Annotated in this window: 23 protein-coding genes; all 23 read left to right on the forward strand. The window is 58.7% G+C overall.

What is annotated here, in order from left to right; translation table 11 throughout:
• Positions 1 to 15: 15 nt before the first annotated feature.
• The 23 genes from ACI77I_RS25990 to ACI77I_RS26100 all read left to right on the forward strand — a co-directional run bounded on the left by ACI77I_RS25990 (position 16) and on the right by ACI77I_RS26100 (position 16,928).
• Positions 16 to 927 carry a Mu-like prophage major head subunit gpT family protein gene (locus ACI77I_RS25990; RefSeq protein ID WP_406999043.1) on the forward strand — a complete coding sequence of 304 codons (912 nt, stop codon included), beginning with the start codon at positions 16 to 18 and terminating at the stop codon, positions 925 to 927.
• Positions 928 to 930: 3 nt separating this feature from the next.
• Positions 931 to 1,200, forward strand: coding sequence for a hypothetical protein (locus ACI77I_RS25995; protein ID WP_406999045.1), 270 nt, complete (start codon positions 931 to 933; stop codon positions 1,198 to 1,200).
• The gene (locus ACI77I_RS26000) at positions 1,200 to 1,700 is read left to right on the forward strand and encodes a gp436 family protein (protein ID WP_406999047.1); all 501 of its coding nucleotides are present in this window, start codon (positions 1,200 to 1,202) and stop codon (positions 1,698 to 1,700) included. Before ACI77I_RS25995 ends, ACI77I_RS26000 begins: the two co-directional genes overlap by 1 nt.
• Positions 1,700 to 2,272, forward strand: a complete 573-nt coding sequence (locus ACI77I_RS26005; protein ID WP_406999049.1) for a phage virion morphogenesis protein — start codon at positions 1,700 to 1,702, stop codon at positions 2,270 to 2,272. The genes ACI77I_RS26000 and ACI77I_RS26005 overlap by 1 nt, the downstream gene beginning before the upstream one ends.
• Positions 2,272 to 2,835, forward strand: a complete 564-nt coding sequence (locus ACI77I_RS26010) for a phage protein Gp37 (protein ID WP_406999051.1) — start codon at positions 2,272 to 2,274, stop codon at positions 2,833 to 2,835. Before ACI77I_RS26005 ends, ACI77I_RS26010 begins: the two co-directional genes overlap by 1 nt.
• On the forward strand, positions 2,832 to 3,062 hold the full coding sequence (locus ACI77I_RS26015) for a DUF2635 domain-containing protein (RefSeq protein ID WP_406999053.1): 231 nt from the start codon (positions 2,832 to 2,834) through the stop codon (positions 3,060 to 3,062). Before ACI77I_RS26010 ends, ACI77I_RS26015 begins: the two co-directional genes overlap by 4 nt.
• A 6-nt stretch (positions 3,063 to 3,068) precedes the next feature.
• Positions 3,069 to 4,535: a phage tail sheath subtilisin-like domain-containing protein gene (locus ACI77I_RS26020; protein ID WP_406999055.1), complete on the forward strand. Its 1,467-nt coding sequence runs from the start codon at positions 3,069 to 3,071 to the stop codon at positions 4,533 to 4,535.
• A 12-nt stretch (positions 4,536 to 4,547) separates the two neighbouring features.
• A complete protein-coding gene (locus tag ACI77I_RS26025; RefSeq protein WP_406999057.1) occupies positions 4,548 to 4,895 on the forward strand; it encodes a phage tail tube protein in 348 nt (115 codons plus the stop codon).
• A 1-nt stretch (position 4,896) separates the two neighbouring features.
• Positions 4,897 to 5,274 carry a hypothetical protein gene (locus ACI77I_RS26030; RefSeq protein WP_406999059.1) on the forward strand — a complete coding sequence of 126 codons (378 nt, stop codon included), beginning with the start codon at positions 4,897 to 4,899 and terminating at the stop codon, positions 5,272 to 5,274.
• Between the two features lie 111 nt (positions 5,275 to 5,385).
• Positions 5,386 to 7,293: a phage tail tape measure protein gene (locus ACI77I_RS26035; protein WP_406999061.1), complete on the forward strand. Its 1,908-nt coding sequence runs from the start codon at positions 5,386 to 5,388 to the stop codon at positions 7,291 to 7,293.
• Positions 7,293 to 8,609 (forward strand): DNA circularization protein, encoded by a 1,317-nt coding sequence (locus ACI77I_RS26040; RefSeq protein ID WP_406999063.1) that lies wholly within the window; start codon positions 7,293 to 7,295, stop codon positions 8,607 to 8,609. Before ACI77I_RS26035 ends, ACI77I_RS26040 begins: the two co-directional genes overlap by 1 nt.
• Entirely contained in the window at positions 8,606 to 9,709 is a 1,104-nt protein-coding gene (locus tag ACI77I_RS26045; protein WP_406999065.1) for a phage baseplate assembly protein, read from the forward strand. The genes ACI77I_RS26040 and ACI77I_RS26045 overlap by 4 nt, the downstream gene beginning before the upstream one ends.
• Positions 9,706 to 10,257 carry a phage baseplate assembly protein V gene (locus ACI77I_RS26050; RefSeq protein ID WP_406999067.1) on the forward strand — a complete coding sequence of 184 codons (552 nt, stop codon included), beginning with the start codon at positions 9,706 to 9,708 and terminating at the stop codon, positions 10,255 to 10,257. The genes ACI77I_RS26045 and ACI77I_RS26050 overlap by 4 nt, the downstream gene beginning before the upstream one ends.
• Positions 10,257 to 10,712: a phage GP46 family protein gene (locus ACI77I_RS26055; RefSeq protein WP_406999069.1), complete on the forward strand. Its 456-nt coding sequence runs from the start codon at positions 10,257 to 10,259 to the stop codon at positions 10,710 to 10,712. Before ACI77I_RS26050 ends, ACI77I_RS26055 begins: the two co-directional genes overlap by 1 nt.
• On the forward strand, positions 10,702 to 11,775 hold the full coding sequence (locus tag ACI77I_RS26060) for a baseplate J/gp47 family protein (RefSeq protein ID WP_406999071.1): 1,074 nt from the start codon (positions 10,702 to 10,704) through the stop codon (positions 11,773 to 11,775). The genes ACI77I_RS26055 and ACI77I_RS26060 overlap by 11 nt, the downstream gene beginning before the upstream one ends.
• Positions 11,772 to 12,179, forward strand: a complete 408-nt coding sequence (locus tag ACI77I_RS26065) for a hypothetical protein (protein ID WP_406999073.1) — start codon at positions 11,772 to 11,774, stop codon at positions 12,177 to 12,179. Before ACI77I_RS26060 ends, ACI77I_RS26065 begins: the two co-directional genes overlap by 4 nt.
• Before the next feature lie 67 nt (positions 12,180 to 12,246).
• Entirely contained in the window at positions 12,247 to 13,047 is an 801-nt protein-coding gene (locus ACI77I_RS26070) for a putative phage tail protein (RefSeq protein WP_406999075.1), read from the forward strand.
• 9 nt (positions 13,048 to 13,056) lie between these two features.
• Complete coding sequence (locus tag ACI77I_RS26075; RefSeq protein WP_406999077.1) at positions 13,057 to 14,076, forward strand: hypothetical protein; 1,020 nt, start codon at positions 13,057 to 13,059, stop codon at positions 14,074 to 14,076.
• A 9-nt stretch (positions 14,077 to 14,085) separates the two neighbouring features.
• A complete protein-coding gene (locus tag ACI77I_RS26080; RefSeq protein ID WP_406999079.1) occupies positions 14,086 to 14,622 on the forward strand; it encodes a hypothetical protein in 537 nt (178 codons plus the stop codon).
• The gene (locus ACI77I_RS26085; RefSeq protein WP_406999081.1) at positions 14,612 to 15,319 is read left to right on the forward strand and encodes a hypothetical protein; all 708 of its coding nucleotides are present in this window, start codon (positions 14,612 to 14,614) and stop codon (positions 15,317 to 15,319) included. Before ACI77I_RS26080 ends, ACI77I_RS26085 begins: the two co-directional genes overlap by 11 nt.
• Positions 15,319 to 15,885: a hypothetical protein gene (locus ACI77I_RS26090; RefSeq protein WP_406999083.1), complete on the forward strand. Its 567-nt coding sequence runs from the start codon at positions 15,319 to 15,321 to the stop codon at positions 15,883 to 15,885. Before ACI77I_RS26085 ends, ACI77I_RS26090 begins: the two co-directional genes overlap by 1 nt.
• A 7-nt stretch (positions 15,886 to 15,892) precedes the next feature.
• On the forward strand, positions 15,893 to 16,387 hold the full coding sequence (locus ACI77I_RS26095) for a hypothetical protein (RefSeq protein WP_406999085.1): 495 nt from the start codon (positions 15,893 to 15,895) through the stop codon (positions 16,385 to 16,387).
• A gap of 4 nt (positions 16,388 to 16,391) precedes the next feature.
• Positions 16,392 to 16,928, forward strand: coding sequence for a hypothetical protein (locus tag ACI77I_RS26100; protein ID WP_406999087.1), 537 nt, complete (start codon positions 16,392 to 16,394; stop codon positions 16,926 to 16,928).
• Positions 16,929 to 17,111 lie beyond the last annotated feature (183 nt).

Below are 17,111 nucleotides of genomic sequence, written 5' to 3' on the forward strand. Positions count from 1 at the left end.
GGGAGTACCTCTAACATGCTGGTCAACAAAGCAAGTATCCAGGCCGCTTTCGTCAGCCTGAAAACCATCTTCAACAACGCCTTTGCGGCGGCGCCGACCACCTGGGCCAAAATCGCCATGAAGGTGCCGTCCACCACCGGACAGAACGACTATGCCTGGCTGAGCAACTTTCCGAAGATGCGTCAGTGGATCGGTGCCAAACATGTCAAAAACCTGTCTGCCGCCAAATACAGCATCGTCAACGATGACTTTGAAGCCACGGTCGAAGTCGACCGCAACCACATTGAAGACGACCAGTTGGGCATCTATCAGCCACAGGCCAAGATGGCGGGCTTCTCTTCTGCCCAGTTGCCGGACGAAATCGTCTACGGCGCCGTAAACGGCGGGTTTACCTCCCTGTGCCATGACGGCCAGTACTTCTTCGATACCGATCACCCGGTGGGGGAGAAACTGGTCAGCAACAAGGGCACGGCACCCCTGTCGGTGGCGAGCAAGGCCGCCGCAATGGCCGGTTATGGCAAGGCACGCGCCGCCATGAAGCAGTTCAAGGACGACGAAGGACGTTCGCTCAACATCAACCCCAACGTGTTGCTGGTCGGCCCGGCCATGGAAGACACCGCCCGCGCCCTGCTGACCGAAGCCAAGTTCGACGACAAGAGCGCGAACATCTACCGCAACACTGCCGAGCTGGTGGTGGATGGCCGCATCGAGTCCGACACCGCCTGGTATTTGCTCGACACCACCAAGCCGGTGATGCCGTTTGTGTACCAAGAGCGCAAAGCCCCGGTGTTCGTGCAACAGACCAATCCGGAAGCGGACGACGTTTTCAATCAGCGCAAATACAAGTTCGGTGCCGAAGCGCGGGGCGCTGCGGGCTACGGCTTCTGGCAGCTCGCGTTTGGCTCCACTGGCACGGGGAGTCTCTGAATCATGGCCCGAGCCACTCAAAACAAGCCCGCTGCATCCGGTAAAGATGCAGGCCCAACCGCACCCGGTATCCGTGTACGCAGCTTTGGTCCGCTGTTTCACCGTGCTGGACGACAGTTCACCAGCGAATCGCTCGACATCCTTTTGGCTGACCTGACGGAGGAGCAGTTGGCCGCCATCGAGGGCGAAGCGCGGCTGAGCAGCCAGCGCATCGACATGCCGTTGGGCGGTGCCGAGCACAATTCTGACGACCTCAGCACCGGGGGCGAATGATGTACGCCAGTCCTGCTCAACTACTCAAACGCTACGGTGCCAAAGAAATCGCCCAGCGCGCTGACGACAGCGTGCCGCAGTTAGTCCATGGCGACATGCTGAAAATGGCGATCAATGGTGAGGACTTGTCCGACTACTCGCCGGATGAGCAATCCGCCACGGCGGCGGTGCTGGCCAAGGTTGAGCGCGTTTTGCAGGACGCAGAGCAAACCATCAACAGTTACTTGGGCGGTCGCTATCAGTTGCCGCTGAGCAATGCCCCTGAAGTCCTGGAACGCATCGCTGGCCAGTTGGCCCGCTACTTCCTTTATGACGACAACGTTACCGACCAAATCGAGGCGCTCTACAAGGACAGCATAGAGTTCTTGAAAGGCGTTTCCACCGGTCGGGTGCAGCTGGGCGTCAGCGACAAAGGCGCTTCTGCCCAACCTGCTGCGTCTGCCGAGATGGTCAGTGATGGCCGGGTATTTGGGCGTGGCAACAGCAAAGGGTTTCTCTGATGGCCGCCAGTTTGAAGGTCACCAACAACCTGCCGTCGTTGCAACCGCTGTTTGCCAAGCTGCGCGAGCTGGGTGAACACCCGCAGCCATTGCTCAAGTCGATCGCCTTTTTGGGCGAGAGCAGTTCCCGCCAGCGTTTTAGCGATCAGGTAGGGCCGGACGGTCAAAGCTGGAAGCCTAGTCAACGGGTAGCGCGCGATGGCGGAAAAACGTTAACCAAAGATGGGCATCTGGGTAATTCGCTGACGGCGTCTGCTGACAACAGCCAGGCGCAGTGGGGGAGCAACCGCATTTATGCGGCCATCCACCAGTTTGGCGGAACCATCGAAATAGCGGCCCGCAGTCAGAGCATCTATTTCAAGCAAAACGCGAGCACCGGCGTAGTGGGTAACCAGTTCGTCAAGAAAGGCAAAAGCAACTTTGCCCAGCGCGTGACGATGGGGGCCTACCAGATCGATATGCCCGCACGGCCGTATCTGGGGCTCTCCACCGATGATGAGGCCGACATTCTCGACCTGGTCAGCCACCGTATTCATGACCTCATTAACCACGCTGCACCTGGAGGTGCTTGATGTTGGGCGAAATAGAAATCGAGTTGATCAACACGATCAAAAACAGCGAGCTGGGCAAACACCTGAAGGTCGTTGCGAGCCTGCCCAGCATGCCTGACAAGGATGTACTGAACCGCTGGGGAGCGGATGCCCCGGCAGCCTATGTGGTGGCTCTGGACGGCAGCGTGACCAACGGCGAATTCCTGTCCATCCCGTTTGTGGTGGTGTTGGTGGCGCGCAATGCGCGTGGTCCGGACGCAGCACGGCACGGTGATAAGCGCGTGATCGGGCTGTACGACATGGTCAAGGCCGGCTTTGCACTGTTGCACGGCGCGACCTGGTCCGATGGCAAATGGCTGGCCTCCAGCTATCAGTTCATGCAGGACGTCGAGCTGCGCAATGCGGGTCTGTCGGTGGCGTTGATCAGTCTGCGTACCAGTTGTGACGTCCCCACCCCGAGCACGGCGAACCTGTCCGAGTTTGAACACCTGTACGCCTCTTGGGCGGTGGTGCCGCCTGATCAGCAGGATGGCAAGCCCTTGGCCGAGGCTTTCATCCATCTCAATCCTGAGTCTGCCCAATGAACAAGTCAGCCCCTGAAAGCGAACTGGTTTCGATTAAACCGTTGCGTGATCTGCGAGTACGTAAACCCAACGGGCAGGTGCTCAAGACAGAAGGTGAATCCGTTGTCTGGAGCGCGTACTGGCGGCGTCGTGAGCTGGAAGGCGACATTGAGTGCGTGAAGACCAAGGTTAAGACCGGTCGTGCTCCGCTCGCGCCGCCTTCAACCCTTGAAACTGCTACGGAGTAAATGAGCATGTCCGTTTCGTTTAACGCGATTCCCAATGACCTGCGGGTCCCCCTGGTCTCAATCGAGATCGACAACAGCGCCGCCGTTCAGGGCACGCCCGCTATTGCCTGGAAAGTCTTGGTATTGGGTCAACGCACCGCAGACGGTACAGCTAAGGCAGGGGAAGCGGTGCGGGTTACCAAAGCCAGCCAGGCCGAGCAGCTCTTTGGTCGTGGATCGATGCTGGCCTCGATGTTTCGCCTGGGCAAAGCGGCCAACAGCTACATGGAGACCTGGGCCATCCCGTTGGACGATGCGCAGGCCGGCGCCGCTGCCACTATGACCATCACCGTGACCAAAGCCGCTACTGGCGCAGGTACGTTGTATCTCCTGATTGGCGGCGAACAGGTGCGAGTCGGTGTGGCCGATGGCGATGACGCCAAAGCCATGGCCGCAGCGATTGCCGCGACGGTCAATGGCAATACACGCTTGCCGGTCGTCGCCGCCGCCACGGACGACAGCGTCAAACTGACCTGTCGCTGGAAAGGTCTGACCGGCAACGATATCGACGTGCGCCAGAATTATTACCCTGGTGAAGTCAACCCACCGGGTGTGGCATTGACCATTGGCACGATGACCGGTGGCGCGGCCAACCCCGATGTCATTAACGCGATTGCCGCGTTTGGGGATGAGTGGTGGAACTCCATTGTCATGCCGTACACCGATACCGCAAACATGAACGCCCTGGAAGCGGAGCTGCTCACGCGCTGGGGGCCGATGCGCATGATTGACTCGCTGACCTTCAGCGCCTTTCGTGGCTCCCATGCGGCCACCGGCACTTTCGGTAACAGCCGCAACGGTTTTCTGTTGTCTTGTATGGGTGCCAACCTATCGCCGCAACCGGCCTACCTGTGGGCCATGGTGTATGGGCTGATCGCCTCGCAGTCGTTGTCGATTGACCCTGCTCGCCCCCTGCAAACGCTCGCTTTGCCTGGACTGCTGCCTGCCGACAAAAGCCTGCGTTGGGACTTGCCGGAAAACAATTTGTTGTTGCACGACGGCATCGCCACCCACAGCGTCGGCCCCGGCGAAGTCGTGCAAATCCAGCGCGAAATCACCACCTACCAGCTCGACAGTTTTGGCCAGCCCGATCCCAGTTACCTGGACATCAACACCCCGGCGAACCTGAGCAGCATCCGCTATGCCACTACGTCGCGGATTCAGCTGCGCTTTCCACGGCACAAGCTGGCTGCTGACGGTACGCGCTTTGCGCCCGGTCAAGCAGTGGTGACGCCGTCAATGATTCGCGCCCAGTTGCTCGCCCTGTTCACCGAACTGGAGGGCAAGGGGCAGGTGCAAGACTTCGAAAAGTACAAAGCCAGCCTAGTGGTTCAGATCAACAAGGACAACCCGACACGCCTCGATGTGCTGGGCCACCCGCACCTGGTCAGCGGTTTCCGTCTGTTCGCCATGCAGATTCAATTCATTCTCTAAAGGAGTTCCCTCATGCCGCAATTTGCAGGCAGAGCCAAAATCCGTGTTGACGGTCGCGAGCTGCGCACCCTTGACGGTGCCAGCCTCAACACCGGGGGCATGAACCGCGAAACCAAAAAAGGCTATGCGGTCTATGGCTACACCGAGGCGGTCGAAGAGCCGACCGTGGAGTGCAAAGTCCCACTGGGCAAGGACGACGACTTGCTCAGTTTCAACAAAATCACGGACGCGACGATTGAGTTCGTCACGGACATCGGTTTGACCTACATGCTCATCGGCGCCTGGTGTTCGGCGCCGCCTGCTTTTTCCGGTGGCGAAGTGGACTTGAAGTTCGCTGGCCTTGAATGCAAGGAGGTATGACATGGCGACTATTGAATTTCGCTTGGAACACGGGCTGCCCTTTGGCAAGGGCGATGACGCCCAGATGCAGTACGACGTGACCTTGCGCGAACTGAACGTCGGCGACCTGCTGGCGGCTCAGGAGGAAGCGGAAAAAGTAGTGGCCACGCCCGATGGCTATAGCCTGGTGATCAGCCCCACCCGAGTGGGTATTCACATGATCCGTCGTCAGGTGGCTTCGGTCGGCTGCATTAAAGGGCCGTTGAGCATTGGCGACATTAATCGTCTGCATGCCGACGACCTGGGGTTGTTGAACTCTAAAGCCGGAGCCCTTGAACAGGCCGCACTCAAGGAGCTGGAAAGCCGGGGGCGATCTAATACGGCACCGGCAAGCACTTGAGGAAATAGCCGTGTTGCTGTGTGTCAGAACCCATTCCAGTCGAGCTGAAGTTGAAAAGCTAACGTTTCGTCAACTCACCCGCTTGCTACACACGCTGAGTAAAACTCCTCGATGAAAAAGATTCAGACCGCTGTCGTCGTTGACTTTGAAGGCAACCTGGCACAACAGGCCACGCGCAACGGACGCGCGCTGGAGGACATGTCCTCACGTGGCCAGCGCAGCATCAAAAAGATGTCAGGCGGTCTGGACGAGGCACGTAAACAGTTTGGCCTAATGGCGGCAGCCGGGGCAAAGGCCACGGGCGGTGCATGGGCAGTCAATCGGCTCAAGCCCGCTGTGCAGATGGCAGCCAACCTGCAGGGCGAAGTGATTGGCGTTAAAACCGAGCTGATGAGTACCTTCAAAACCGCCGAGGACATGGACGACGCTCTGGGCAGAGTTAAGGCGACTGCATTTAAGATCCAGAGCTACACCCCCTTTAACCAGGCGCAAATCGTTGCCCTGCAAAAGACACTGATCAAGTCCGGTGCCGAACTCGGTTTTGTGGTTGGCGAGTCTGGTGCTGCTGCTGCGGCGGCCGCACTGGCAACCTTGGAAGGTATCGATGCCAGCGAGACAGGGGGAGCATTGATTGCGATGGGGACACCGTTCGGGGTCGCCGCCGACAAATTCATGGACTTGGCCAATTCCGTATCGGCCGCCTCTTCGGCATCGCAAGCCGGGGTCCAGGAGATGGCAGAAGGCGGCAAGTATGCGGCGGCCACCATGGCCCAAGTTGGGCGAAGCTCAGACGAAATGTTCGCCATGATGGCTCAACTCTCCAGTGTCGGCGTAAAAGGTTCGTCCGCAGGTACTAGCATCGCGGCTTTTTTCAATAAAGCGGTGAAAATCAAGGCATTTCAAGACGGAAATAAAAACCTGCTCGAAACCTCAAAAATCATTGAGGTAATTCGAAGAAATACAGCGGGTATGGGCGATGCGCAACAACTGGAGGTGCTGACCCAAAAGTTCGGTATCGACGGTGGCCGCGTTGCCTTGGCGCTATTGCAGGAGGGTGAACAAAGCCTTCAGTCATACATGACCAAAATTAAGGAAGGCACCTCACTCAAGGACAAACTTGATGAGCGTATGAGTGGTTTCAGCGCCTCCTTTGAAGGTTTGTCGGGTACTGCTGCATCGACAACCGCCACCTTGTTTGAGCCGGTGCTGCGACCGCTGACGGCTATTGTCGATAAAACCAATGAATGGGTCAGTGCCCTGGGCGAAGCAGCTCAGGAATCGAAAACCCTGCCGAATACAATTTCTGCCATCGCCACAGCGGTCGCAGCCCTCGGCGCTGTCTACGCGGGAGTCCAGTTGTTCAAGGCCGGTCGCGCAGGTCTGGGGATTGTCAGAGCGTTGAAAGGCCGTGCAGCCGCTGGGCCGGGTGCTGGGCGTGGTGCGATGGGTGGCGGCGGTCTTGGGGGCGGTGGTGGAGCGATTCCGGTTTATATCGTAAACGGCCCCATGAGCGTACTGCCAGGCCGCAAATCACCCGTGGTGGGCGGCGCAGGTGGCGTGGGTGCCGAGGGGGTCAAGAACACTGCCAAAAAAGGTGGACGCGCAAGACAAATAATCGGATCACCCAAGGTCGGCGGTCTGATTGGCGCTGGGGTTGGAGTAATCAGCCTTGGGTCGACGCTCATGTCAGATGAAGCCAGCACTGCGGAAAAAGTCCAGGCAACCGGCGAGGCCGCAGGTGGTGCAGCAGGAGCTTGGGGGGGCGCTGCGGCGGGTGCCGCACTGGGCACTTTGATAATGCCCGTCATCGGCACCGCCATTGGCAGTCTAATCGGCGGGGCTTTGGGCTACATGGGTGGTAGCTGGCTGGGCGGTGAAGCCGCTGAAAAGGTCAATACCGCGCTTGATTTGACGGTCAAGATCGAGGGCAGCGACGGCGCAAGCGGTCGAGTGACTGCCATGAAATCCAGCGGTGCGGATCTCAATGCCGAAATTTATAACGGCCGGGGGATGAGCTGATGGGATGGCGTGAACAGTTGCGCCCGGCATCGTTTCGGGGTGTCCCCTTCCTTATAGAGGGCAGCGATCAGCAGATTGGCCGCCGCGCCGTGCAAACCGAATACCCCGGCCGTGATGAGCCCTTTGTTGAAGACATGGGCCGTCGCGCCTGGGCCGATTCGTTTACCGCTTACATTCTGGGTGACGACCACCTGGAGCAAGCACAGCGCCTGGCCGAAGCACTCAATCGGTATGGCCCTGGCGAATTGGTGCATCCGTTTCTCGGTACGCGCCTGGTGCAAATCGGCGAAGTCAGCCTGAGCCATAAAAACCGTGAGGGTGGCCAGAGCACGTTCACCATCGCACTGCACGAAGCCGGCCCTGCGATTACCCCCAATGAAACCCCTGTCACCGATATTGCATTGCAAGAGTCGTGCGACATCGCTGAACAGTCACTGCTCGATAAGTTCGAGGAGTACTTCCATATTGAGGGATTGTCCCTGGGCTTGGTTGATGAACTGTCAACGGCCTATGACGGCGCGCTGGAAACCATCGCTCCGGCACAAGACCTGTTCGCTGAGGGGCAAAATCGCTGGGCTCAAGGCCAGGGCATGTTCAATACGAGCAATAGCTGGATCGCCATCGGCCAAAGCTGGACCGGGCGCATTTCCAACATCACCAGCGTAATGCGCAACCCGTCGGCGCTGGGGGGCGGCTTGTTTTATGGCCTGCGCAGCATTATGGGTATTTTCGGCCACGTCGGTCGCAGTTCTGCACGTCCCGCATCGTCGGCCAGGGTGCCGGCCGTTCCCTTGCGCCATTCACCAACGACGCCCGCGTCACCTTCGGCAGACAAAATTCTCGACACTTTGCATCGTTTGCCCGACGTCGAACGCACGCGCATCACCCCTGTAAACCTGACCGAGAGCCGTAAAGAACAGATCGCCATGCAAGGTGTTCTGCTGGACCTGGTCCAGGGCGCCACCGTTATTGCGGCGGCTCAAGCCAGCAGCCTGGTGGATTACCGCGATCAAGATCAGGCCCAAGAAGTTCAGGCCGTTTTTATTGCCGCTATCGAAAAAGCCCAGTTGCAGGCCAGCGACACCGTCTATCAAGCGCTTGAGCAGGTACGCATAGACCTGATTAAAGACCTCAGCACACGCGGCACAGGCCTGCCGTCAGTGACACGAATTACGCCGGCACAAACACTGCCTGCGCTGGTGCAGGCGTATCGCCTCTACGGTGACAGTCGCCGGAATACACAGCTGGTGGAGCGTAACGGCCTATCCCATCCCGGTTTTGTGCCAGCGGGTGAGCGACTGGAGGTGCTGCGATGAGCGAAGCGAACAACCCCGGCCGCGCAGAGCTGACCCTCGGCCGTCAGCGCTTTGAGGGCTGGACCTCGGTGTCGGTGACTCATTCCATCGAGAGCGCCGCCTCGAACTTCGACTTGTCACTGACCGACCGCTGGGGAGTGACTCAGCAGCCACGCCCGGTTCGTCCTGGCAGTGTCTGCGCGCTCTCGCTTGAAGGCCAGCCGCTGATCAACGGCTACATCGATGCCGCGCGGCCCGGCTATGACGCCCAGAAGCGTAGTTTGAGTGTCAGCGGTCGCGCCAAAACGTGCGACCTGGTTGATTGTTCTTTACCGATGGAAGGCGGCCAGTTCAAAGGGCAAAGCCTGGTGCAACTGGCCAAAACCTTTTGCGCGCCATTTGGCATTGAAGTCGTCAATACCGTCGCTGAGGCGAACAACCCCGTCGGTTCAGGATGGCAGCTTGAGCCCGGTGAGACGGGCTTTGAATCACTGGAGCGCGCCGCTCGTTTTGCCCGCTGCTTGCTGACGTGCGACCCGTCCGGGCGACTGGTGATCACACGCGCCAGTACTGACGTGTTGCCGATCCACCTGCGCCATGGCGAACAGATTCTGGAGGCCAGCGCCGACTACGACCACCGCGACCGCTTTTCGGAATACATCGTTAAGGGCGACACCACCTCAGGTGGCGACGACTGGGACACTCAGGATGGCGAAGCAGCAACGCAAAGCAGCGGTCGAGCCACCGATGACGGTGTAAGCCGCTATCGCCCCATGGTCCTCATTGGTGAAGACAACCTGGACAACAGCAAAGCCGCATTGCGCGCCGACTGGGAAATGCGCCGTCGCCGTGCCCGCTCGCAAGTTGTCGAGGTCACCGTACAAGGCTGGACCATGCCGGGCAGTCACCAATTATGGCCGATCAACAAACAAATAAGGATCACCGACCCGTGGTTGGGACTGGACTCTGTTCTCCTGTTAATCACGGCCGGGACCTTCACAAAAAACAGCGATGGCACCCGTACCCGGCTGTCATTGATGCCGCGTGAAGGTTTTGAGGTCGATCCCATTGTTCCGAAGACGGCCAAAACGAAGAAAGCTAAAGAGGATGATTGGTCATGAGCCGCTTATTGGCGCCGCTAAAACGAAGCCTGAGCCTGATGGTAGGCCGCTGCCTGCTGATCGCCGCTAACGACAATCTGCAACGACAGAATATTCAGGTGCGCTTACTCGCGGACGAAGTCGCCGACGACGTCGAACACTACCAGTCAGCCGGTTTTACCAGCGTTCCACTTCCTGGAGCGGTTGGCTTGTTTCTCGCTTCGGGCGGTAAGCGCTCAAGCCTTGCAGCCTTTCTCCTGGAGAACAAAGAGAAACGCTTGAAAGGTTTGAAGCCGGGCGATGCGGCGATCTACCACATCGGCGAAGGCCACCACCTGGTGCTCAAGGAAAACGGGGTGGCGCTGCTGATGTGCAAGCGTCTGGAAGTGCAGGCCAGCGAGCAGGTGGCCTTCGACACGCCTTTGGCCACCTTTAGCGGGCACGTAGAGATCGCCGGCAACAGCACTGCTCTGGATCATTTGAGTAGTGGTGTGAGCGGTGCAGAACACGAGCACACCGGCAACCTCGGCAAGCCCACCAGTGCGCCCATCCCAAAAGGGGCCGCCTAATGGATCTGGCGATGGTGTGGCGCAACGGCTTTGGCTATTTGAGCCTGACAGGGGCCGATCTGAAGACAGAAGACTCATTGCGCACGGCGGTGTTGGTCAGCCTGTTTACCGACCGCCAGGCACGTCTTGACGACGTTATTCCGGATGGCAGCGATAACCGACGTGGTCACTGGGGCGACAGCTTTTTGCCAGGTGATGACCAGATCGGCTCGCGTCTGTGGTTGCTTGAGCGCGAAAAGGTGCTGTCCGAAGTCCTGAGGCGTGCCGAAGACTACAGCCGGGAGGCGCTCTCCTGGATGACCCGGCGCGGAGCAGCTCGGTCGGTGCAGGTCAGTGCCTGGACAACCGGGCGCAACGATTTGAACCTAAAAATCACGATCACTCGGCCCGATGGCCATGTGGACAGTTTTGAGTTTTTGGATATGTGGAGTCAGGAGAGTCAACATGCCGTTTGAACGCCCCACGTTACCAATGCTGCTTGAGCGTTCCGCTGCCGATATTGAAGCATGGATGCCGGGTGGTGACGCCCATGTACCGAGCCATAAGCTGCATTTGCTGGGCAAGGTCAATGCAGGCGCAGCGCACGGCCAGCATGGCCATCTGGCTTGGCTGGCTAAGCAATTGCTGCCGGATCAGTCGGAGTGGGAAACCTTGCTGCGCTGGGGCAGTTTGTGGGGCTTGGCGCCCTTGACCGCATCAGGTGCCTATGGTGACTTGCCTATCACCGGCCAGCCATACGCCCTGATTAAAGCCGGCGCTACTTTCCAACGGGCGGATGGTTGGGAATATGTGGTTTCTCAAACCATCAATCTGGACGCCGCGGGCAATGGGCTTGTGCCGGTAGTGTCGCTGGTCGGTGGCTACGCGGGTAACTGCGTAGCGGGCACTGACCTGCGGCTCTCGCGTGCCGTCGCTGGCATCAGTGCCAGTGTCAAAGTCGGTGCAAAGGGCGTGACCAAAGGGGCGGACGCTGAAAGCCTTGAGTCGTTTCGCGAGCGGGTGACCTTCCGCTTGCGCAATCCACCTCAGGGTGGCGCGTTGAATGACTACGTCGCCTGGGCACGCGCCGCACACCCTGCCGTCACCCGTGCTTGGGCCTACAGCAATCAGATGGGGCCGAACACGATCACCGTACGCCTGGTCTGCGATCACGACCCGGCCGGGCTGATCCCCTCCCAGGCGTTGCTCGATGAGGTGTACGCCTACATCCGCGAGCGGATGCCGGCGACACCGGTTTTGTATGTCATCGCCCCGATACCCAAAGTCGTGGATGTGCGAGTGGTGGTTTCCCCCGACACCCCGGTCGTCCGTGAGGCGGTGTCCCTGGAGATCCAGGACTGGTTTCTGGTTGATCCAGACATCAGACCCGAAGGCACCGTTTATATGTCACGGCTTTCCGAAGCGATCAGCAAGGCCAAGGGCGAGCGGTCGCACATCCTTTTACTGCCTATCAAAAATCAACCCGCCGGCCCTGGTGAAATCCAGGTCCCTGGTGTTCTTTACTGGAGTGAAACATGAGTGCTTTTAGCGATTACCTGGAAGACAAGCTGCTGCGCATGACCCTGCGCGGAGAAGCCTTTGTGCCGCCCGCGCAACTGTTCATCGCTTTGTACACGTCACCAACCGGGGACCTCGAAGGCACGGGCGCCGAATTGGTCGGCAACGCTTATGCACGCATTCGGGTGACGTTTGGCGAACCCATCCCCGACACCGACGGGAGTACATATTGCGCTAACGACACTGACTTGCGCTCGCCGAGGCCGAGCACGGGCGTCTGGGGTGTGGTGAGCCACTTCGCGCTCTATGACGCGCCTGTGGGAGGCAATCGTCTTTACCACGGCCCGTTTCTGGAGCCGCGTGTGTTTGAAACCAACGATTTGTTTTTCGCCCAAGCGGGCGATATCAAAATCAAGCTGAACTAAGCCTATGGCCGCCTCCAGAAATCCGCTACGCGCAGGAATGGCTTGCGGACTTCCCCTAGTTACCTGGGTGGAGTCCAGCAGCGCCACCCTGGTGGCCGACGCCAAGGCTTCAGGCTTCTCCAGGCGTCTGCGTCTGAGCAGTATCGAAACCGCTGCGCTGGCCGAGGTGGTCGCGGTTCATTGGCGGGGCCGGCAGATCGAGGGCGCTGTAAACGGAGTCGCTCTGCTGGATGCTACGGTCTACCTCGCCCGCCGTGTCTCGCTGACTGTCACCGCCACCGCTGAGGTCGCCGCTAATCACCAGGTCTGGCTGCCACTCCAGCCGGAAAAGAAGGTGCGTTACCCACGTTACAGCCAGGCCGATTTCCAACAGCAACTGATGAACTTGTTGCCGCAGGGCCGCGCCTGGCCTCGTGACGGTGAAGACGCGGCCTTAATGAGCGCTTGGGCGGATGAGATGTACCGAATCGAGCAGCGGGGCTGGAAGCTGCTGGAACAGTGGGACCCTCGCACTACGGACGAGCTGTTCGAAGACTGGGAACGCTTTTTTGAATTGCCCGGCACAGGCACAGAAGAACAACGTCGACAGGCACTGATTGCCGCCTGGCTGGCGGGTGGAACGCTCAGCCGTCCAGAGATAGCAGGCATTCTCGACCGCCTCGGCATTCGGGCCACCATCGAGTTCGTGCAGCCATTTCGAGTGGGGGAATCGGCAGTCGGCGACGCACTGTCCACCGACTGGTACAGCACCTGGATTGTTTATGTACACAACCCTCACGAAGTGGACCTGGTCTGGCTCCAAACCTACCTGCGCCGCCTTGCACCGGCCGGTGATTATGTTCACGTCGTCGCCAGCCCCAAGCCATAAGGAATCACCATGGATCGTATTTACAACCCTGACCGCGTCGACGATGACCGTCGCTTTTCCGAAGGGGATTTTGAGCTTGGAATTGATGCCACACCGCTCGCTGCGACGTTCCTAAACAACTTGCAGGAGGAAGTCTGCGCGGTGATCGAAGGCGCAGGCATGACCCTCGATCCCGCGAATCAGGCTCAGCTGTTGACCGCTATCGAAGCGCTGATTAAAGCCAAAGGCTCGACGCAATCAACCCTGGTCCAGACATTCACAAAAAGCGGGACGTTCAAAAAGCTGCCCGGCGCAAAGTCGATCCATGTGCTGCTGATCGGCGCGGGACAAGGCGGTGGTAGTGGGTCGACCTGTCCGCCAGATGGTTCAGCGCTGGGCGGCGCCGGCGGTACGGGTGGGGCACGGCTTGAACTGACGTTGGATGCGGCGCTGTTCCCTGACTCCTGTGCGGTCATCGTCGGCATGGGTGGCTTCGGGGGGGCTGCATCGGCAACTGCGGGCTTACCTGGGGGCGGCGCAACTGGGACGGAACTGAGGATCGGTAGTTGTAGTTACCGCGTCGTCGGCGGAAACACAATTAACAACACGGCAGTATTTTTGGGTGGCATTGGTGGTATTCCATCGAAAAATTACGGTGGCTGGGGAGGGAATGGCACAGGAGGGGCGCCCGGAGGGGGCGGTGGCGGAGGTATCTCCGATAGCAGCGCCGGTGGGGGAGCTAGTTCAGTGTACTCCCTTCTCAATGCAACGACTGGGAGCGTGCCTGGCGGTAGTAATGGCCGCACTCCCGGTGGCGACGGGATGGATGTCCCGACTAGTGGTTACTGCGACGGCTACAAATACCCTGGTATTTCCGGTGGCGGTGGTGGCGCCCGGTACGACCTGAGTGGCGGCAATGGCGGTCGGGGTGGTGATGGCGGTCTTTACGGTGCTGGTGGTGGCGGTGGTGGCGCAACGCTTGTGGGTGGGCTGTCAGGCGCTGGCGGGAATGGTGCAGACGGTGTCGCCGTGATTACCACTTACTTTTGAGGGCAGCACATGAACTACTTTGAGATCCCTGGCGAGCCAGACGCCGCACTCTGGCAGAAAAGCGACGGTAACAGTGGCGTTGTTCGCGAAGGACTTAACGGCTGGAACGACTATCTACATTGGCTGGCAGCGGGTAACACGCTGGCATCGCTTGTGCCTGCTGATACACGTTCGCTCGACGAACTGCGCGTTGATGCACTCGGTTTAATCAATATAGCGGCTGACCAAGCACTTGAGCCGATCACCCGCCTTTATCCGCGAGCGGAAATTGATACTTGGCCAGAACAGTGCAAAGAGGCCCAGGCTTGGTTGAGCGATACCATGGCGTCGGCACCTTTAATCGACGCCATTTGTGGCCCCCAACGCATGGCTGAAAAACGTGAGCTTTGCGAAACCATATTGTCGAAAGCCATCACCTACAGGGAGGCTGTTGGTGCTGTGATCGGGTGGCGTCGCGCTATTACATCTTGGGTCGAGGCACAGAGTGAACCGGCATTGCTGATCAGCTTCACACCTCGGTGCCCGGAGGTGCCTGATGCATCGTAATGACCATCCTACCGCAATCAAAGGACTTCACCAGAAGGGTAATCCTGCCACCAATGCGCCAGCCACCGTCGTTACCGATGCACTGATGAATGCGCTGCAAGAGGAGATAGCGCATGTCATCGAGGGAATGGGCTTTGAGCTGGACAAGGCAAACAACACCCAGTTGTTAGCCGCCATACGCCAGATCATCGGCGGCACGCTGGTTGACGGTAAATACGTCACTCACCCCGAGCTGGGGGATGCGGCCTACAAAAAAACCGGAGCTGGTGCCAATCAAGTTGCGGCTGGCGACCATCCCCACCACAACCTGGCTTCCGTACAGGAACTCAATAACCACATCTACGCTGCCGATCCGCACACGCAGTACGAACTGAAAGCCCGGTTAGGTCCTGCGGCCTATCGGTCGATTGGTGCAGGGGCTGGCCAAGTCGCGGAAGGCAATCATACGCACGCCGAATTTGGCACCTCGGCGAGAGCCTATTACGCCGATGTGTATGCCTATGGGGCAACGGCTTCTGCACAGGCGCTCAGCCTAGCGGCCTCACCGCTGCCCATTAGCAACGGCGACACGCTGTTTGTGCGTTGGCAGCAGTACTACATCTATGGCACTGGCAATGGCACGGCCGCTGCCTATCGCAGTGTCTACACCTACTGGCTGTACCAAGCTGGTTGGTATCTTCTAATGGAGCGGATCTGATGATTGATATTCCCCGGCCTTTTGACCAAGGCAAACGCTCCATGTTTGCGCTGTTTAACCGACTCTCTGGTGCTTTTGTGCTGCTGTTGGGTCGTATGGGAGAAGAGGCACCGGACATCGATGAAACCCACTTTATTGCCAAACCGGTAGAGATTGATCCTGACCGGGAAATGGTGCGTGGCACGGTCAATGCGTTTGAGATCGTTGCGCAAGTCGAGCAACCGCCGCTGATCGACGAATACACCTTGAACGCCCGGTGTGGCGACAAGGTGTTGAAGCGTTATCCCGTGCATCGCCAGCTCAACATCTTGGGCGATCTGCTCGATGTCTTGGTTCGCGAAAGCTCACTTTCCGGTCAGGCGGTGGAGGAATTTCAAGCCATGCGAGGATATATAGAAGAGTGCCAGGTGCGAAATGCGCGCTACAAAGCCGCTTACTCTGAAAGCCCGGACTTTGTCTTTCTGGATAAGGCTACCTTGGAGCAGCGCGTCCTTGATGAGTTGGAAGGCGGATTGCACGAAGTGATCGGCAGTCCCCTCGGCACGGTCGCAACCCCTTTCCATTGAGGTACATATGATTCGTCTAGAGCAGTGTGACCCAGTGCTGTGCGCCGCTTTACGTGAGGAAGCGTGCCAGTTGTTTGAGCGTGAGCCCTCCCGCTTTACCAATCGTGCCAAACGATTCGTAAACGTCGGCATTGCCGGGGATGCAGGGCATTACTACAGCCTGCGGCATGATGCCTGCCCCGCCTTTATGCGGACCGAGCTGTCCCGCCTTGCGCCTCGTTTGGCAGGGATGGAGCTCGATCAGGCGTACATCAATGTCTACCCGCAAGGCAGCTTTATCCCGCCTCATCGGGACAACACCCGCGAAGGACACCTCGCCATGGTGGTGGTACCTCTGCAAAGCAGTCTAGCCCAGGGCATCACCTGGTACGACGCCCTGGACACGGCGCACCACGTCATTGACCAGATTGGCCAGGCAGTGATCTTTGACAGTCTGGCCATTGTTCATTCGGTGCCAGTGGTAACCGAGCTGCGTTTATCTATCGTTTTTTTATACCGGTGATTTTGTGACCCTACTAAAGACGGCTTATCGCAATCAGACTGTGGGCAACCTGCCCGCCATCGCCCTGACCCGCAAGGTATTGACGGCTGAACAGTTGAAGCCCTTTCAACGGCTTGTATCTGAGCAAGTAAAATCCCGCCCGTGTGTGCGCGGCCATCAGCAGCGCATGGGCGTTAACAATGTCGGGAATCTGAGTCGCTACCGCACGCTGAAGGAATATTCGTGGCCGGTAGAGTTTAAGAGCGCGCTACAGCCCCTTGCGACAGTGGTAGCGAGAGAGGCCACGCATTGGCTGCTGTACTTCGGCGAGGGTGACTTTCTGGACGAGCAGGATGCTTGGCTGGATCGCCGAACCCCGGTGGACTTCTACCTGGTCGCGCTGTATCCAAAGCAGCACCTCGTCATCGACGGGCGCACCTACACGCTGTCGTCCGGCGACGCAATCCAGTTCGCGCCCTCATATCGACATGCGGTGCTGCCGGTCAAAGGCGAGGCCGCTTGGCTCTGCTTTATGGTTTTTCGAGACTTCTGCGCAAAGTAGCCAAATCGATCTGTGCGCGCATTCGTCAATGTTGCCAAATCAAACGCTAGCCTTGCTCATTCTGGCGCTACCTGTTGTTGCCTTTTCACGATGCCAAAAAAAGCGCTAAAAATGACAAACTCGCAGGCGGGTAATTATGCCAATCATCGTGTCAGGTGGTGTCAATAACAACGCGCGCTTACA

The sequence above is a fragment of the Pseudomonas sp. D47 genome (genome assembly GCF_045447305.1).
Classification (GTDB): domain Bacteria; phylum Pseudomonadota; class Gammaproteobacteria; order Pseudomonadales; family Pseudomonadaceae; genus Aquipseudomonas.

Bases quoted from the DNA above. Each gene is read 5' to 3' on its own strand.
- ACI77I_RS26060 (WP_406999071.1), top strand. From the start codon at position 10,702: ATGCCGTTTGAACGCCCCACGTTACCAATGCTGCTTGAGCGTTCCGCT.
- ACI77I_RS26090 (WP_406999083.1), top strand. From the start codon at position 15,319: ATGATTGATATTCCCCGGCCTTTTGACCAAGGCAAACGCTCCATGTTT.
- ACI77I_RS26005 (WP_406999049.1), top strand. From the start codon at position 1,700: ATGGCCGCCAGTTTGAAGGTCACCAACAACCTGCCGTCGTTGCAACCG.
- ACI77I_RS26010 (WP_406999051.1), top strand. From the start codon at position 2,272: ATGTTGGGCGAAATAGAAATCGAGTTGATCAACACGATCAAAAACAGC.
- ACI77I_RS26000 (WP_406999047.1), top strand. From the start codon at position 1,200: ATGTACGCCAGTCCTGCTCAACTACTCAAACGCTACGGTGCCAAAGAA.
- ACI77I_RS26075 (WP_406999077.1), top strand. From the start codon at position 13,057: ATGGATCGTATTTACAACCCTGACCGCGTCGACGATGACCGTCGCTTT.
- ACI77I_RS26080 (WP_406999079.1), top strand. From the start codon at position 14,086: ATGAACTACTTTGAGATCCCTGGCGAGCCAGACGCCGCACTCTGGCAG.
- ACI77I_RS26065 (WP_406999073.1), top strand. From the start codon at position 11,772: ATGAGTGCTTTTAGCGATTACCTGGAAGACAAGCTGCTGCGCATGACC.
- ACI77I_RS25990 (WP_406999043.1), top strand. From the start codon at position 16: ATGCTGGTCAACAAAGCAAGTATCCAGGCCGCTTTCGTCAGCCTGAAA.
- ACI77I_RS26050 (WP_406999067.1), top strand. From the start codon at position 9,706: ATGAGCCGCTTATTGGCGCCGCTAAAACGAAGCCTGAGCCTGATGGTA.
- ACI77I_RS25995 (WP_406999045.1), top strand. From the start codon at position 931: ATGGCCCGAGCCACTCAAAACAAGCCCGCTGCATCCGGTAAAGATGCA.
- ACI77I_RS26040 (WP_406999063.1), top strand. From the start codon at position 7,293: ATGGGATGGCGTGAACAGTTGCGCCCGGCATCGTTTCGGGGTGTCCCC.
- ACI77I_RS26030 (WP_406999059.1), top strand. From the start codon at position 4,897: ATGGCGACTATTGAATTTCGCTTGGAACACGGGCTGCCCTTTGGCAAG.
- ACI77I_RS26055 (WP_406999069.1), top strand. From the start codon at position 10,257: ATGGATCTGGCGATGGTGTGGCGCAACGGCTTTGGCTATTTGAGCCTG.
- ACI77I_RS26085 (WP_406999081.1), top strand. From the start codon at position 14,612: ATGCATCGTAATGACCATCCTACCGCAATCAAAGGACTTCACCAGAAG.
- ACI77I_RS26095 (WP_406999085.1), top strand. From the start codon at position 15,893: ATGATTCGTCTAGAGCAGTGTGACCCAGTGCTGTGCGCCGCTTTACGT.
- ACI77I_RS26015 (WP_406999053.1), top strand. From the start codon at position 2,832: ATGAACAAGTCAGCCCCTGAAAGCGAACTGGTTTCGATTAAACCGTTG.
- ACI77I_RS26035 (WP_406999061.1), top strand. From the start codon at position 5,386: ATGAAAAAGATTCAGACCGCTGTCGTCGTTGACTTTGAAGGCAACCTG.
- ACI77I_RS26045 (WP_406999065.1), top strand. From the start codon at position 8,606: ATGAGCGAAGCGAACAACCCCGGCCGCGCAGAGCTGACCCTCGGCCGT.
- ACI77I_RS26025 (WP_406999057.1), top strand. From the start codon at position 4,548: ATGCCGCAATTTGCAGGCAGAGCCAAAATCCGTGTTGACGGTCGCGAG.
- ACI77I_RS26020 (WP_406999055.1), top strand. From the start codon at position 3,069: ATGTCCGTTTCGTTTAACGCGATTCCCAATGACCTGCGGGTCCCCCTG.